Annotated in this window: 14 protein-coding genes; 10 read left to right on the forward strand and 4 right to left on the reverse strand. The window is 67.5% G+C overall.

Translation table 11 applies throughout. From position 1 onward, the window contains the following. Positions 1 to 114 precede the first annotated feature (114 nt). From GY40_RS06680 to GY40_RS06710, 7 genes are all read left to right on the forward strand, one after another. Positions 115 to 1,269, forward strand: coding sequence for a benzoate/H(+) symporter BenE family transporter (locus GY40_RS06680; protein ID WP_038359658.1), 1,155 nt, complete (start codon positions 115 to 117; stop codon positions 1,267 to 1,269). After that, positions 1,266 to 1,919 carry a thiamine phosphate synthase gene (locus GY40_RS06685; protein ID WP_038359659.1) on the forward strand — a complete coding sequence of 218 codons (654 nt, stop codon included), beginning with the start codon at positions 1,266 to 1,268 and terminating at the stop codon, positions 1,917 to 1,919. The genes GY40_RS06680 and GY40_RS06685 overlap by 4 nt, the downstream gene beginning before the upstream one ends. Next, positions 1,916 to 2,842, forward strand: coding sequence for a tetratricopeptide repeat protein (locus GY40_RS06690; protein ID WP_038359660.1), 927 nt, complete (start codon positions 1,916 to 1,918; stop codon positions 2,840 to 2,842). Before GY40_RS06685 ends, GY40_RS06690 begins: the two co-directional genes overlap by 4 nt. Positions 2,843 to 2,929: 87 nt before the next feature. Then, positions 2,930 to 3,718, forward strand: a complete 789-nt coding sequence (locus GY40_RS06695; protein ID WP_038359662.1) for an inositol monophosphatase family protein — start codon at positions 2,930 to 2,932, stop codon at positions 3,716 to 3,718. Between the two features lie 137 nt (positions 3,719 to 3,855). Further along, a complete protein-coding gene (locus GY40_RS06700; RefSeq protein ID WP_248311102.1) occupies positions 3,856 to 4,863 on the forward strand; it encodes a flagellar motor protein MotA in 1,008 nt (335 codons plus the stop codon). Positions 4,864 to 4,894: 31 nt separating this feature from the next. Further along, positions 4,895 to 5,914: a peptidoglycan -binding protein gene (locus tag GY40_RS06705; RefSeq protein WP_038359664.1), complete on the forward strand. Its 1,020-nt coding sequence runs from the start codon at positions 4,895 to 4,897 to the stop codon at positions 5,912 to 5,914. A 23-nt stretch (positions 5,915 to 5,937) separates the two neighbouring features. Beyond that, a complete protein-coding gene (locus tag GY40_RS06710; RefSeq protein WP_038359666.1) occupies positions 5,938 to 6,873 on the forward strand; it encodes a DUF1015 domain-containing protein in 936 nt (311 codons plus the stop codon). 21 nt (positions 6,874 to 6,894) lie between these two features. Here GY40_RS06710 and GY40_RS06715 read toward each other — a convergent pair whose 3' ends face one another. Then, positions 6,895 to 8,622 (reverse strand): ABC transporter transmembrane domain-containing protein, encoded by a 1,728-nt coding sequence (locus tag GY40_RS06715; protein WP_051987633.1) that lies wholly within the window; start codon positions 8,620 to 8,622, stop codon positions 6,895 to 6,897. A gap of 315 nt (positions 8,623 to 8,937) precedes the next feature. Here GY40_RS06715 and rpmE point away from each other — a divergent pair, with 315 nt between their 5' ends. Continuing rightward, a complete protein-coding gene (gene rpmE, locus GY40_RS06720; protein ID WP_038359667.1) occupies positions 8,938 to 9,174 on the forward strand; it encodes a 50S ribosomal protein L31 in 237 nt (78 codons plus the stop codon). A gap of 208 nt (positions 9,175 to 9,382) precedes the next feature. Here the strand turns inward: rpmE and GY40_RS06725 are convergent, their stop codons facing one another. Further along, positions 9,383 to 9,910, reverse strand: coding sequence for a protease adaptor protein RcdA (locus GY40_RS06725; protein ID WP_051987581.1), 528 nt, complete (start codon positions 9,908 to 9,910; stop codon positions 9,383 to 9,385). A gap of 340 nt (positions 9,911 to 10,250) precedes the next feature. Continuing rightward, positions 10,251 to 10,451: a DUF1192 domain-containing protein gene (locus GY40_RS06730; protein WP_038359669.1), complete on the reverse strand. Its 201-nt coding sequence runs from the start codon at positions 10,449 to 10,451 to the stop codon at positions 10,251 to 10,253. A gap of 189 nt (positions 10,452 to 10,640) precedes the next feature. Between GY40_RS06730 and GY40_RS06735 the strand changes: the two genes are divergently transcribed. Both GY40_RS06735 and GY40_RS06740 read left to right on the forward strand, forming a co-directional pair. Continuing rightward, positions 10,641 to 11,651, forward strand: a complete 1,011-nt coding sequence (locus tag GY40_RS06735; RefSeq protein WP_038359671.1) for an NAD(P)H-quinone oxidoreductase — start codon at positions 10,641 to 10,643, stop codon at positions 11,649 to 11,651. A 175-nt stretch (positions 11,652 to 11,826) separates the two neighbouring features. After that, positions 11,827 to 12,555, forward strand: a complete 729-nt coding sequence (locus tag GY40_RS06740) for a DUF1013 domain-containing protein (protein WP_038359672.1) — start codon at positions 11,827 to 11,829, stop codon at positions 12,553 to 12,555. Positions 12,556 to 12,606: 51 nt separating this feature from the next. On the opposite strand, the gene GY40_RS06745 is transcribed toward GY40_RS06740, so the two are convergent. Continuing rightward, on the reverse strand, positions 12,607 to 14,304 hold the full coding sequence (locus GY40_RS06745; protein WP_156115887.1) for a methyl-accepting chemotaxis protein: 1,698 nt from the start codon (positions 14,302 to 14,304) through the stop codon (positions 12,607 to 12,609). Between the last annotated feature and the right edge of the window lie 23 nt (positions 14,305 to 14,327).

Consider the following 14,327-nt stretch of genomic DNA (forward strand, 5'->3'; position numbering starts at 1 on the left):
TTCTCCCGCAAGGGGAGAAGGGAATGTCGCAGCCCTAGCCTGCGCCAGCCGCTCTTTCCGCGTGCAACGATTTCTGATTCAACGACGGGCTCCCGCCTGAGCCCTGAAAGCCCCATGTCGATCGTCTTCTCCGCCCTCGTTGCGGTCTTCGTCGGCTTCGCCGCCTCGGTCGCGGTCATTCTTTCGGCCGCGCAGGCGCTCGGCGCCACGCCCGAGCAGACCGTTTCCATGGTCGCCGCCCTCGCCATCGGCACCGGCCTGCCCAGCATCTGGCTGTCCTGGCGCTACCGCATGCCGATGATCTGCGCCTGGTCGACGCCGGGTGCGGCGCTGATCGCCGCCGCCAGCGGCTTCGACATGGCCTCGGCCGTCGGCGCCTTCCTCGTCGCCGCCGTGCTGATGATGCTGACCGCCGCCTTCCGCCCGCTCGGCCGACTGATCGAGCGCATCCCGATGCCGATCGCCTCGGCGATGCTGGCGGGCGTGATCTTCCGTTTCGTCGTCGCCGTCTTCGACGAAATGCGGATATCGCCGCTGCTCGTGCTGCCCCTGCTCGCGATCTTCTTCGTCGCGCGGCTTCTCAACCCGTTCCTGGGCGTCGTCGCGGCGCTGGTCGCTGGCGTCGTCATCAGCTTCCTGGGCGGGCTCGCCCACTGGCCGGCAGGCGGGATCGCGCTCACCAGCCTCGAATTCGTCACGCCGCGCTTCGATATTGGCGCCATGCTCGGTATCGGCGTCCCGCTCTATCTCGTCACCATGGCAGCCCAGAACCTGCCGGGCTTCGCCGTGCTGCGCGCCGCCGGCTACAATCCCCCGACGGCGCCGGCCCTGTTCGCCACCGGGCTCGTCTCGCTGCTGACCGCGCCCTTCGGCGCGCATATGTCCAACATGGCGGCGATATCAGCCTCGATCTGCACCGGCAGCGACACCCATCCCGATCCGAAGCAGCGCTGGAAGGCGGGCGTGATCTACGGCTTTTCCTATCTCGTCATCGCCGGCTGCACCGGCCTGCTGATCGCGCTCCTGCTGGCGTTGCCGAAGGCGCTCATCGTCGCCGTAGCGGGCTTGGGCCTCGCCGGCTCCTTCACCGGCGCGGTTGCGCAAGCGATGTCGTCGGACCGGGAGCGCTTCGCCGCGGCGATCGCATTCTGCGTCGCGGCGTCGAGTCTTTCGCTTTTCGGCATCGGCTCGGCCTTCTGGAGCCTCGTTGCCGGGCTTGCGGTCTTGACATTGGACTTCGCTGCGGGCCGTTTGCGCAGCCGATCATGACAACACATCCTTCCCCCACTCGCCTGATGCTCGTCACCCCGCCGGTCGAGGACGCCGACGCCATGGCCTTCCGCCTGATGCAGGCGATGGCCGGCGGCGATGTCGCGGCCATCCTGCTCCGGCTGACGCCCGGCGACGACCGCAGCCGCATCGAGCGCGTCAAGCGCCTCGCCGGCCCGGTGCAAGGCAACAGCGTCGCCCTCATCGTCGAGGACAATGCGCTGGTCGCCGCGCGCGGCGGCGCTGACGGCGTGCATATCACCGGCGGCCCGCAGGCGATCGCGGAGGCGCGCGCCAGCCTCAAGACCGAGCGCATCATCGGCGTCGGCGGCCTCAGGGCGCGCCATGACGCCATGGATGCCGGCGAGGCCGGCGTCGACTACGTCATGTTCGGCGAGCCGCGGCCGGACGGCAGCATGCCGCCCCTGCCGGCGGTGATCGAGCGCGCCGGCTGGTGGGCCGAGATCTTCGAGACGCCCTGCGTCGCCTATGCGCCGGATGCCGACTCGATCGAGCCGCTGATCGAAACCGGGGCCGAATTCGTGGCCCTCGGCGCCTGGGCCTTTGCCGAGGGGCAAGACATCCGCGCCCTGGTCGAGGCCGCCAATGCCGCCATGTCCGCCTGCGCGGCGCGGAAGGCCGCCCGATGAATCGAGCGGGCTGCGCGATCCTGCTGGCAGCCTCGCTCGGCGCCGTGGGCACGACGAGCGCCGCCGGCGCGCCGTTCGAGGACCTCGCCTATGGCGCCTATCAGGCCGGCCACTACCGGCGCGCCCAGACCGAGGCGCTGAAGCGCGTCGAGGCCGACCACAACGATGCCGCCGCGATGACGCTGCTGGGCGAGATCTACCGCCAGGGCCTCGGCGTGGCGCCCGACCAGAAGGCGGCCACCGAATGGTACCAGCAGGCGGATGCGCGCGGCGACATCAACGCCACCTTCGCGCTGGCGACCGAATTGCTCGACCCGAACAGCGGCAAGCCCGATCCCGTCCGCGCCGGGCAATTGCTGGAGAAGGCCGCCGCCGCCGGCCACCCGCTGGCCAACTACAACCTCGCCCTCGCGCTGCTGGCGACGGGCCGCGAGGCTGACGACAAGCGCGCCATCGCCTGCCTTCAGGTCGCCGCGAAGGCCCAGATCGGCGATGCGATGCATGCGCTCGGCGTCCTTGCCAGGCAGGGTCGCGGCCTGCCGCAATCCGGGGAAGTCGCGGCCGGCTGGCTGAAGAAGGCCGCAGCCGCCGGCAATGTGCCGGGCGAGGTCGAATACGCCATCATGCTGTTCAACGGCACCGGCGTGCCGAAGGACGAAGCCGCCGCGGCGAAACTCTTCCTGCACGCCGCCTATCAGGGCAACGCCATCGCCCAGAACCGCCTCGCCAAGCTCTATCAGTTCGGCCTCGGCATCGCGCCCGACACGATCGAGGCCGCCGCCTGGCATCTCGCCGCCCGCTCACAAGGGCTCGACGACGCGGCCCTGGACGAGCTGTTCGACCGTCTCAATCCCGAGCAGAAGGGCCGCGCCGCCGGCATGGCCGCCTCCCGCATCAGCAGCTTCGTCTTGACGGCGCCCTAAGAGCCGCGCAAGTGACGGCACGCTATTTTCGCCGCGCGCTACGCTGCCGCAGGCTCACCGTGCCGTGACGGCGCGCAAGAGGTTCAGATGATTCGTTCTCCGTTGATGACCGTGATGACCGACGCCGTGATGAAGGCGTCCCGTTCGCTGAAGCGCGATTTCGGCGAGGTCGAGAATCTGCAGGTGCTCGCCAAGGGACCGGGCGACTTCGTCTCCAAGGCGGATCACAAGGCCGAACAGATCCTGCGCGAGTCGCTGGAGAAGGCCCGTCCCGGCTACGGCTTCGTCATGGAGGAGAGCGGCGTCGTCCACGGCACGGACGAGAGCAACCGCTGGCATATCGACCCGCTCGACGGCACCCACAACTTCCTGCGCGGCATCCCGCACTGGAACATCTCGGTCGCGCTGGAGCGCGACAACCAGTTCATCGCCGGCATCGTCTACGACGCGGCCAAGGACGAACTGTTCATGGCCGAGAAGGGCAAGGGCGCCTATGTCAACAACCGCCGCCTGCGCGTCTCCGGCCTCCGCGAGCCGACGGAGATGCTGGTCGGCACCGGCATTCCGCATATCGGCAAGGGCGGGCACGGCCAGTTCCTGCGCGAACTTGCGGCCGTGATGCCGCGCTTCGCCAATGTCCGCCGCCTGGGCTCGGCCGCGCTCGACATCGCTTATGTCGCCGCAGGCCGCCTCGACGGCTATTGGGAGCGCGGGCTCAACACCTGGGATTTCGCGGCCGGCAGCGTGCTGATCCGCGAAGCCGGCGGCACCTTCGGCACGCTCGACGGCAAGCAGGTGACCAGCGCGAAGGACGTCATCTGCGGCAACGAAGCCTGTGAACAGGCGCTGCGCGCGGCCCTCAAGACGGCCGGCTGACATAGAACCTTGATCTTTCAGGCTTGATCCTGTCCGTAGGGGAGGCGACAGTTCCCTGCGAGCAGGATCCGACCGGGTTGAACCAGCTGGTCGGGGAATCGCGCGCTCTGCGATCCGAGGCGAACGGAAGACGAAGCATGGCGAACGAGGATCTGGCGGCCGAAGAGATCACGGTCGCACCCCCGCGAGACGACACCCGCTTCTCCCGGCCTCTCCGCTATGTCGTCCGCGCGCTGGTCTTCCTCGCGCTGATCGGCTTCCTCGGCTACATCCTGCAAGCCGGGCTGGCCAAGGCCTTCATGACCAATCCGGGACTGAACGGCCTCATCCTCGGCGCGCTGCTCGTCGGCGTGCTGGTCGCGCTGCGCGAGCTCTGGCGGCTGCACAGCGAGGCGCGCGCCGCCACCCGCCTCGCCGCGGCGCCGCGCCATGCCGAAATCCGCCGCGGCGAGGTCATCGCGCCGCTCGGCTCCGTGCTGCCGGCGCTGGACGAGGCCAGCCTCGCACCGGCCCAGGCCGTCTCCATCGTCGAATCGGTCTCCGTCCGGCTCGATGACGGGCGCGAGGTGCTGCGCTATCTCGCCGGCCTGCTCGTCTTCCTCGGCCTGCTCGGCACCTTCTGGGGCCTGCTCGAAACGGTCGGCTCGGTCGGCTCGGTCATCAACTCGCTGCGCACCGGGGCGGAAGCCGGCGTGCTCTTCGACGATCTCAAGGCCGGGCTCTCGGCGCCGCTCGCCGGCATGGGCCTGTCCTTCTCCTCCTCGCTCTTCGGCATCGCCGGCTCGCTGATCCTCGGCTTTCTCGACCTGCAGGTCGCGCAGGCGCAGCGCCGCTTCCGCAACGAGATCGAAAGCTGGCTCGGCACGCGCACCGCCTTGCCGGGCGTGACCCCGCTCCTGCCGTCAGGCAACCCGCTGGCCGACCGCTTCGACAAGCTGAGCGCGGCGATGGCCGACGGCGCCGCCAACAACCGGGCGGCCACGCAGGCGCTCGCCAATCTCGCCGAGGGCATCCAGGGCCTCGTCCAGCACATGCGTTCCGAGCAGCAAATGATCCGCGACTGGGTCGAGGCGCAGGCCACCCGCGAGAAGGACATGAAGCGGCTCATCGAACGCCTCACCGCGGACCACATCACGGAGCCATGATCCGCCCCGCAACCGCAGCAGGAAACTGACGATGGCCCTTTCCCGCGCCCACCGCCGCGAGGACGTGAATTTCTGGCCCGGCTTCGTCGATGCGCTCTCGACGATGCTGATCGGCATCGTCTTCCTGCTCACCGTCTTCGTGCTCGGCCAGTTCTTCCTCTCGCAGGAATTGACCGGCAAGGACACCGCGCTGGAGCGACTCAACAGGCAGATCTCGGAGCTCACCGACCTGCTCGCCCTGGAGCGCTCCTCCAACCGGCAGGGGCAGGAGAGCCTGCAGCTCATGCAGTCGACATTGGCCCAGTCGCAGGGCGAGAGCACCCGCCTGCAGGGACTGCTCGACACTCAGAAGAACGGCAATGCGGGCGCCCAGCTCGCCGAGGCCCAGAAGGCGCTGGAGAACGAGAAGCAGCTCTCCGCCCGCGCCCAGGCCTCGGTCGACCTCGTCAACCAGCAGATCGCCGCGATGCGCCGCCAGCTCGCGGCGCTGGAGGAGGCGCTCGCCGCCTCCGAGGCCAAGGACAGGGATTCGCAGACCCGCATCGCCGATCTCGGCTCGCGCCTCAACGTGGCGCTGGCCCAGCGCGTGCAGGAGCTGGCGCGCTACCGCTCCGATTTCTTCGGACGGCTGCGGCAGGTGCTCGGCACGCGGCCGGACATCCGCACCGTCGGCGACCGCTTCGTCTTCCAGTCCGAGATCTTCTTCGATGCCGGCCAGGCGGTGCTGAAGCCGGAGGGCCAGGCCGAGCTCGACAAATTCGCCACGGTCCTGCTCGACCTCGCCCGCGAGATGCCGCCGGACCTGCCCTGGATCCTGCGCGTAGACGGCCACACCGATAACCGCCCGATCAAGACGGCGCAGTTCCCGTCGAACTGGTATCTCTCCGCGGCCCGCGCCATCGCGGTGGTGGAGTATCTGATGTCGCGCGGCCTGCCCAATGACCGCGTCGCGGCGACCGGCTTCGGCGAATACCAGCCGCTAGACCTCGCCAACACCGACGAGGCCCATCGCCGTAACCGGCGCATCGAATTCAAGATCACGGAGCGCTGAGCGGTTCCAGACTGATGTCAAAAATGATCAGCCTCGCGAATGGCATCGAGCTGCCCAAGGTTTTTGACGGCCTCAGGCGCATTCAGACATCGGTAGTCGACACGAATGTGCTTGCCGCCCTCTACAGCAACGCCTCGCCCCAATGGCTTAATGTAGGCGAAGAATGGAAGATGGTTCCCGATCCGAGCGGAGATGCTCTGATCGTCCTTTTTGACCAAGCAGGTCAGGCAAAGCCTCTGCGAAAATTTCGCATCCAATCGGCCTGGGTCGTTTTTGCGGTAAGGCCGCAGGGAGGATGGCTCGTTGGAAGAACGAGCCGGCGCATTGGCACGGAAGACGTTCGAGACACGACGATCTACGACGCAGAAGGTGAAGCCATCCATTTGCTCAATGGTGGGGGCGCGATCGCATTCATCCAAGTGAGCAAGGACGGATCATTCTGGATCGGTCACGATGACGAAGACCGGTCAGACGGCGCCAAGCTCGGCGGCATCACATATTTCGCAGCGAGTGGAGCGGAACTTTTCCATCATAACTGGACTGGCCCCGATCACGTTGACGGCATGCCGATGTGGTGCTGCTACGCACTGAATGTCATCGAAGGCTCTGGCTGGGCACAGTATTACGATTCGATGCTCATTAGGCGCTTCGAAGCCGATGGCAGTGCAAGATCATGGATGACCGAAAACAATGGAGCGACAGCGCTTGCCGTTAAAGACGGAATTGTCGCGCGGATAGGACGTTACGACGAGAACCGATACAGGATCAGTGTTTTCCGCCTCCTGGAACCGCCAAACTCTGAATTTATCGGACGCTTGGAATTCGATATCGAAGGCGAGCGGCCCAAGTATTTGAATTCAGTCGACGGAAAAGGCGATACATTCCATATCGTACACGACGACAAATGGTACCGGCTCACGTGGCGTGAAATGCTCGCGCATCTCCCTGCCTCTCAATAGGCCGGGAGCGCTACGGGAACGTCAGGCCGCCTCCAGCCCGAACTGCAATGCCGCCAGCCTCGCATAGAGCCCGCCGCGCGCCTTGAGCTCGGCATGGGTGCCCTGCTCGACGATGCGCCCTTCCTCCATCACGAGGATGCGGTCGGCCGAGAGGATGGTCGCGAGGCGATGCGCGACGACCAGCGTCGTGCGCCCCTGCATCAACCGGTCGAGCGCATCCTGCACCGCCCGCTCGCTTTCGGAATCGAGCGCGCTCGTCGCCTCGTCGAGCAGCAGGATCGGCGCGTCCTTCAGCACCGCACGTGCGATGGCGAGCCGCTGCCGCTGCCCGCCCGAGAGCGTCACGCCACGCTCGCCGACGATGGTGTCGTAGCCCTGCGGCAGGGCCCGGATGAAGCCGTCCGCCGCCGCCAACCGTGCCGCCTCCTCGACCTCGGCCTGCGTGGCATCGGGGCGGCCATAGGCGATATTGTCCCGAACCGAGACACCGAAGACGGTCGGCTCCTGCGGCACCAGCGCGAAGCGCTGCCGCCAGACCTCCGGATCAGCCTCGGGCCCGGCCACGCCATCGACGACGACACGCCCGCCCTGCGGATCGTAGAAGCGCAAGGCCAGCTGCAGCACCGTGCTCTTGCCCGCGCCGGACGGGCCGACCAGCGCGATCCGCTCGCCCGGCCGGATCGAGAAGCTGAGATGATGGAGCGCCGAGGCGTCCCGCCCGGGATAGCTGAACGAAACATCCTCGAAGGCGAGCTCGCCGAGCGAAGCCTCGGGCATCGGCTTAGGCATCGGCGGCGCGGCGATGGCAGGCTTCATCGCCAGGATCTCGCCAAGCCGGCCGGAGGCGCCCGCCGCGGCGCTGATATCGCCATAGACCTCCGAGAGCTGGCCGAGCGAGCTCGCCGCCAGCACCGCATAGAGGATGAACTGGGAGAGGCGCCCGCCCGTCATGCGCCCGTCGAACACCTCGGTCGCGCCGACCCACAGCACGCAGACGACGCTGGCCGAGACCAGGAAGATCGCCACACCCGAAAGCAACGCCCGCGAGGCCGTCGCCTCCCGCGAGGCACCATAGGCCCCGTCCGAGGCCGCCTCGAAGCGGGCCGATGTCTGCGCAGCCGCGCCGAAGGATTGCATGGTGCGGATGGCGCCGACCGCCTCCGCCGCGAAGGCGGAAGCCTCGGCCAGCCGATCCTGCGCCGCCCGGGCGCGGTGCCTGACCGAGCGCCCCGACATCACCAGCGGGATGACGATCAGCGGGATCACGCCGATGACGATGGCCGAGAGCCGCGGGCTCGTCGCCACCATCAGCCCGAGCGCGCCCAGCGCCATGATGGCGTTGCGCAGAGCGATCGAGGCCGTCGAGGCGAAGGTGGACTTGATCTGCGTCGTGTCGGCGGTGAGCCGCGAGACGAGGTCGCCCGCCTTGCTCGAATCGAAGAAGGCAGGTTCCAGCCGTGTCAGATGCCGGAAGACGTCGGCACGCAGCGAGGCGACGATGCGCTCTCCCACTGTCATCACCAGATAGAATCGCGCCGAGCTCGCCAGCGCCAGCACGGCGACGACGCCGATCAGCAGGATGAAATAGCTGTTGGCGAGCTGCTGCTCCCCGCCGGCAAAGCCGACATCGATGACGCGCCGGACCGCGACGGGCAGGATCAGCGTCGCCAGCGAGGCCACGATGAGCGCGACCAGAGCCGCGGCGATGCGCCGCTTCTGCGCCCGCGCATAGGGCCAGAAGGTCGCCAGCGAACGGAAATCCGGCCGCGCCTTGTCGTCTTTCCCGTCAGCTTCGGCCACGCGCCGGAACTCCTGCTGCAATCGCGCGCTTCGCGCGCCCTGGAACGATAGCAATCTTCAACACCGGACAAAGCCGATCGGGCAAGCCTTGGCAAATGTCGCAACGCCGCAGGCGTGGTTCGGCACCGTCAAACTTGCGCTGCGCCTGCGTCTGCGATATGTGCTCGCGACTTCACGACAGGCTCATCCGAATTCTTTCGACGGGCCGGGCAGGTCCGCCTGCTTGTCGACACGCCCGTTTTTGTAAGCTTCGAGGATTTCGTCATGGCCAAGGCCGGCATCCACCCCGACTACCACACCATCAAGGTCGTCATGACCGATGGCAGCGAGTATGCGACGCGCTCGACCTACGGCAAGGAAGGCGACACGCTGAACCTTGACATCGACCCGAAGACCCACCCGGCCTGGACCGGCGGCACGCAGCATATGCTGGACCGCGGCGGCCGTGTCTCGCGCTTCAACTCGCGCTTCGCTGGCCTCGGCACGATCGGCAAGAAGTAAGTCGAAGCGGTCGCAAGGCCGCTTCCTCCGAAAATGCAAAAACCCGGCCTCGCGGCCGGGTTTTTTGTTTCGGGCTCATCGAGCGACGATCTCCGTCATTCCGGACAAGCTGCACAGCAGCGCAGATCCGGAATCCATCATAGGACTCCGCGGCTCTGCGATGGATTCCGGGTCAAGCCCGGAATGACGATGAGGTACGCCCCAGCCCTCACCCCCGCAGCTCAAGCCGCGCCTGCAGGCTGGCGAGCTGGTCCTGCACCGGATTCGCGGTCTCCGGCAGCGGAGCATGGCCCGACATCTGCTCCTCGAGATGGCGGATGCGCGCCTGAAGGCGGACCGAATGGTCCATCAATTGGCGCAGCCGCTCGGGCAGCCGGGCGACGATGTGCTCGGCCGGCGGGATCATCGGATCGCCGATCTTGACCTTGCTGTGCTCGGCCCGCGCCTGCTCGGCCGTCATCTCGCCCTCCGCGACGGCTCGCTGCACCAGCAGCCAGGAAGCGATCTGCATCAGCCGCGTCGTCAGGCGCATGCTCTCGGTGGCATAGGTCAGCGCGACCTCGCGCGGCAGCGCCGCCGATTCCTTGCGGCCCTCGCCATCGAGATAGGCCGCGGTCTGCTCGACCAGCCCCATGCCCTCGCGGAACAGGATCATGAAGGCATCGGATCGAACGAAGCCGCGCGCGAAGGAGATCGTTCCTTCCCGGGGCAGTTCGAGCAACTGGGCGTCGTTCATACGGTGTCTCCCATCGGCACAATCGCGTGCGCCTCTGGAACGCAACGCGGATCATGCCCACGACACCGCAAGGATAGCGCCGTTAACGATGACCGGCCCCGGTAAGATGTCGTTAACCTTAATGGAGGTAGACATCCATGGCGGCAACAAGGCAGTCCGCCGCCAGTACCCCGGATGCCCCCCGGATAAAAAAAGAGCCGCCAAAGGCGGCTCGTGAAGGTCAACAGGGAGGCGTCAAACAGAGTAGGCAGGAGCCACTCACATCCAGACAAACTGGATGATGCGATTCATACTTTGGAATCATTAATGATCCCTTAACGGGACCCGGCCCGCCCCAATTTCAGGCCGGCCGGCGGAAGAAGGCGTCCGCCGCCGCGCGCGACGCGCTCTTGCTCGCCCGCGCCTCGGTCAGCCGCTCGATTTCGGCCTTCAGCGCGGCGATCCGCTCCTCCAGCTCGCCCAGCGACAGGGTCGACAGATCCTGCCCGATCTCATGGACGCGCTTCGGCTTCGGGCGATCATCCTCCGGGAATAACGACATGGCGGCCTCGCATCTCACCAAACTCGAAGGGGTAGGCTAAACAACTCTGACCCATGCCGCCAAGCTGCGCCGCAACATGCCGGGGGCAGCGGCCCGAAAACCAAATGCGGTTTTCGGGAAAAGCCAACGTTAAAACAAAGACCTATCTCGTCGGATCGATTACGCCATTCGACCCAGCAGGAGAGCCTCATGAACACCGCTTCGAGCATCGTTCCCCGGACCATGATCGCGATCGGCATGGAGGCCCCCGGCGGCCCCGACGTGCTGAAACCGCAGACGCGCCCCGTCCCGCAGCCGGCTGCCGGCGAGATTCTCGTCGCGGTCGCGGCAGCCGGGGTCAACCGGCCCGACGTGCTACAGAGGCAGGGCGGCTACAACCCGCCGCCCGGCGCTTCCGACATCCCGGGCCTCGAGATCGCCGGCACGGTCGTCGCGCTCGGCGAGGGCGCGACGCGCTTCGCGCTCGGCGACCAGGTTTGCGGCCTCGTCGCCGGCGGCGGCTATGCGCAATACGCCGTCGTCCACGAGAGCAACGCCCTGCCCGTGCCGAAAGGGCTTTCGCTGATCGAGGCGGGCGCCGTCCCCGAGACCTATTTCACCGTCTGGACCAATGTCTTCCAGCGCGGGCGCCTGCAGGCGGGCGAGAGCTTCCTCGTCCATGGCGGCTCGTCGGGCATCGGCACCACGGCGATCCAGCTCGCCAAGGCCTTCGGCGCGACCGTGCTGGCGACCGCGGGCTCGGACGAGAAGTGCCAGGCCTGCCGCGAGCTCGGCGCCGACCACGCCATCAACTACCGCACGGAAGATTTTGTCGCGGCGGCGAAGGCCGCGACCGCCGGGCGCGGCGTAAACCTGACCCTCGACATGGTCGGCGGGGACTATATCGACCGCAATTACGAGGCCGCCGCCGATCAGGGCCGCATCGTCCAGATCGCCTTCCTCAACGGGCCGAAAGCGACAGTCAATTTCAGCCGGCTGATGCTGAAGCGTCTGACCCATACCGGCTCGACGCTGCGGCCCCGCACCGTCGCCGAGAAGGCCGCCATCGCAGCGGAATTGCAGGAGAAGGTCTGGCCGCTGCTGGACGCCGGACGCTGCAAGCCGCTGATCAGCGCGACCTTCCCGCTGGCGGAAGCGGCGCAGGCGCACCGCCTGATGGAATCGAGCGCCCATATCGGTAAGATCGTGCTGACGATATGAACGTCACTTTCCATGGACACCTGCCACGCGCTCGCCTATAAGGCGCGCCATCCTGCTCATCGTCGATGATTTGGATGGCCGGCCGAGGAGGCCGGTCGGCGCATGAGAGCTATTGTCCGCGACCCTGCCCTGCCGAGCCTGAGACGGCGCCAGGGCAATTCAGGAGACGCCCCCCGTGTCACAACCCCCGCTGATGCCCAAGGCCACTGCGGTCTGGCTGGTCGAGAACACCTCGCTGACCTTCGAGCAGATCGCCGAGTTCTGCAAGCTGCACCCGCTCGAGGTCCGCGGCATTGCCGATGGCGAAGTGGCGGCGGGCATCAAGGGCCTCGACCCGATCACCTCCGGCCAGCTCACCCGCGAGGAGCTCGAGCGCGCCGCCGCGAACCCGAACCATCATCTGCGCCTCGCCGAGCGCAAGGTGAAGGTGCCGGAGATCAAGCGCACCAAGGGCCCGCGCTACACCCCGGTCTCGAAGCGCCAGGACCGTCCGAACGCCATCCTCTGGCTGCTGCGCAACCACCCCGAGCTCAAGGACGCGCAGATCATTCGCCTGATCGGCACCACCAAGTCGACCATCGCGCAGATCCGCGACCGGACGCATTGGAACGCCCAGCAGCTCAATCCGATCGACCCGGTCAGCCTCGGCCTATGCTCGCAGATCGACCTGGACTTCGAGGTCGCCCGCGCCGCCAAGGACCGGCCGGCCGCGCTGGCCGAGGCCGGCTCGACCCTGCTCTCGGTCGAGGAAGCGACCGCTCCGGAGCCCGTGCGGACGGAGACCCAGCCCTTCGCCGACATGAGCCGGCCGAAGCGCGAGGAAGAAGCCGCGATCGACGTCGATTCCGTCTTCGCCAAGCTGAAGCAGATCAAGCGCCCGGCCGACGAGGACGACGAGGACTGAGGCTCGACCGATGCGTGACCGAGCCGCTCTCCCCCAGGGACGGCTCGGTGATTATGCCACGCGCCGCTGGCGTTCACGCTCGGGAGTGGATATCGCGGCGCTCCGGAAGCGCTCCGTCTGCCGCGTCAACGTTTCCGCGGTCGCCACCATGCCATGCCCGGCAGCGCTGGTACGGGCAGCGGCGAGCGCGCCGTCTTGTGTCAGGGCACCCATCTGCGCCAGCGTCTGCTCGATCGCGCCCACCGCCCGGGTCTGCTCCCGTGTGGAGTCGCTGATTTCCTCGAAGACCCGCGCCACCGTGGCCGCGTCGCCCGAGACGAGGTTCAGGCTTTGCCCAACCTCGCGCACCAATCTCACGCCTTCATCGACCTGCGTCTTGGTCTCGTCGATCAGCAGCCGGACATCCCGCGCCGCATCGGCCGATTGCTGAGCCAGCCGCCGGACCTCGGTGGCGACCACGGCGAAACCGCGCCCGCCCTCACCGGCGCGTGCCGCCTCGACCGAGGCGTTGAGCGCAAGCAGATTGGTCTGGAAGGCAAGCCCGTCCATCACCTCGACGATATCGACGATCCGCCTTGCCTGATCGTCGATCCTGTCGATCGCCGCCACGGCGCTGCCGGCAACGGCCGCGCCTGCATCGGCGCTGTCGGCCGTGCTGCGGGCCTTGCTGGCGGCTGAGGAAACCTTCTCCGCCGTCGCCCGGATCGTCGCGGCAATCCCCTCGATCGCGGTGGACGTGTCTTCCAGAGCCGCGGCCTGACTTTCGCCGCGTTGCGACAGGTCGTCCGTCGCCGACAGGATCGCATCGGCGGCCTGACGCGTATCGGAAGCGCTCTGCGTGACATCAGCCAGCAGGCTGCCCAGCGCCTCGGCCGAGCGATTGAAATTCACCGCCACCCCGGCCAGCCGCCCCTCGAACCCGGTCGCCATCCGCGCCGCCAGATCGCCCGCCGCCAGCGCCGCCAGCGCCCGGTCCGTCTCGTCGAGAAAGCCTTCGCAGACGCCGGCGAGTTCGTCGACGCCCTGCACGAGCGAGCTCAGCCGGCCGAGATCGGATGTCTGCGTCGTCCGGACCGAGAAGTCGCCGCGCCGCGCCGCCTCGACCGTCGTTCCGACGGCGGCAAGCAGCCTGGCTTCCATGATGTCGCGCCGCTCGTCGGCAAGCCCGGCCTCGCGCCGCAGGTCATCCTCACGCTGCTGGTTCGCAATGGCGGTATCCGTCGCCACATCGGCCGTAAACAATGCCTTTTCGAGCCGCAGCGCCAGCCAGACGAGTGCGCCGGCCTCGGCCAGCAGAATCACGGCATGGGTGACGACGCGCAGGAATTCCGCCCCGTCCGGAAACACCGCCAGCGGATAGATCAGGTTGAGGACGAGATGGTGGACTGCGACCACCGCCGTCGCGGCCAGGATCGCCCGCCAGCAGCACCACGCCGTCGTGACCGCGAGCGCGGCGAAGAAGGCCATGTGCATGTCGATCTGGTAGCGCGTGCCTTCGCAGGCCAGCACCAGCAGGGCGACCTGCCCGCACAGCGCGACCGTCGAGGTGATCCGCGTCGAGAGGCCGGTCCTGTCCTGCGCCCAGGCCAGCGCTCCGCCGCCCGCGAGAAGCGCGGAGACCAGAGCGACCGCAACCATGGAATGCCCGTTGAACCAGGCAACGAGGGCGACGATCGGAACGAACCCCCATTGCCCGTACATCAGCGGCGTCGTGAAGGCCTGACGAATGTCATTGAGGCTGCGGCTCACCGGATCCACCCTTCCGTCACGAG

It is taken from the genome of Allobosea sp. UNC402CLCol, assembly GCF_000745475.1.
GTDB classification, from domain to species: Bacteria; Pseudomonadota; Alphaproteobacteria; order Rhizobiales; family Beijerinckiaceae; genus Allobosea; species Allobosea spartocytisi.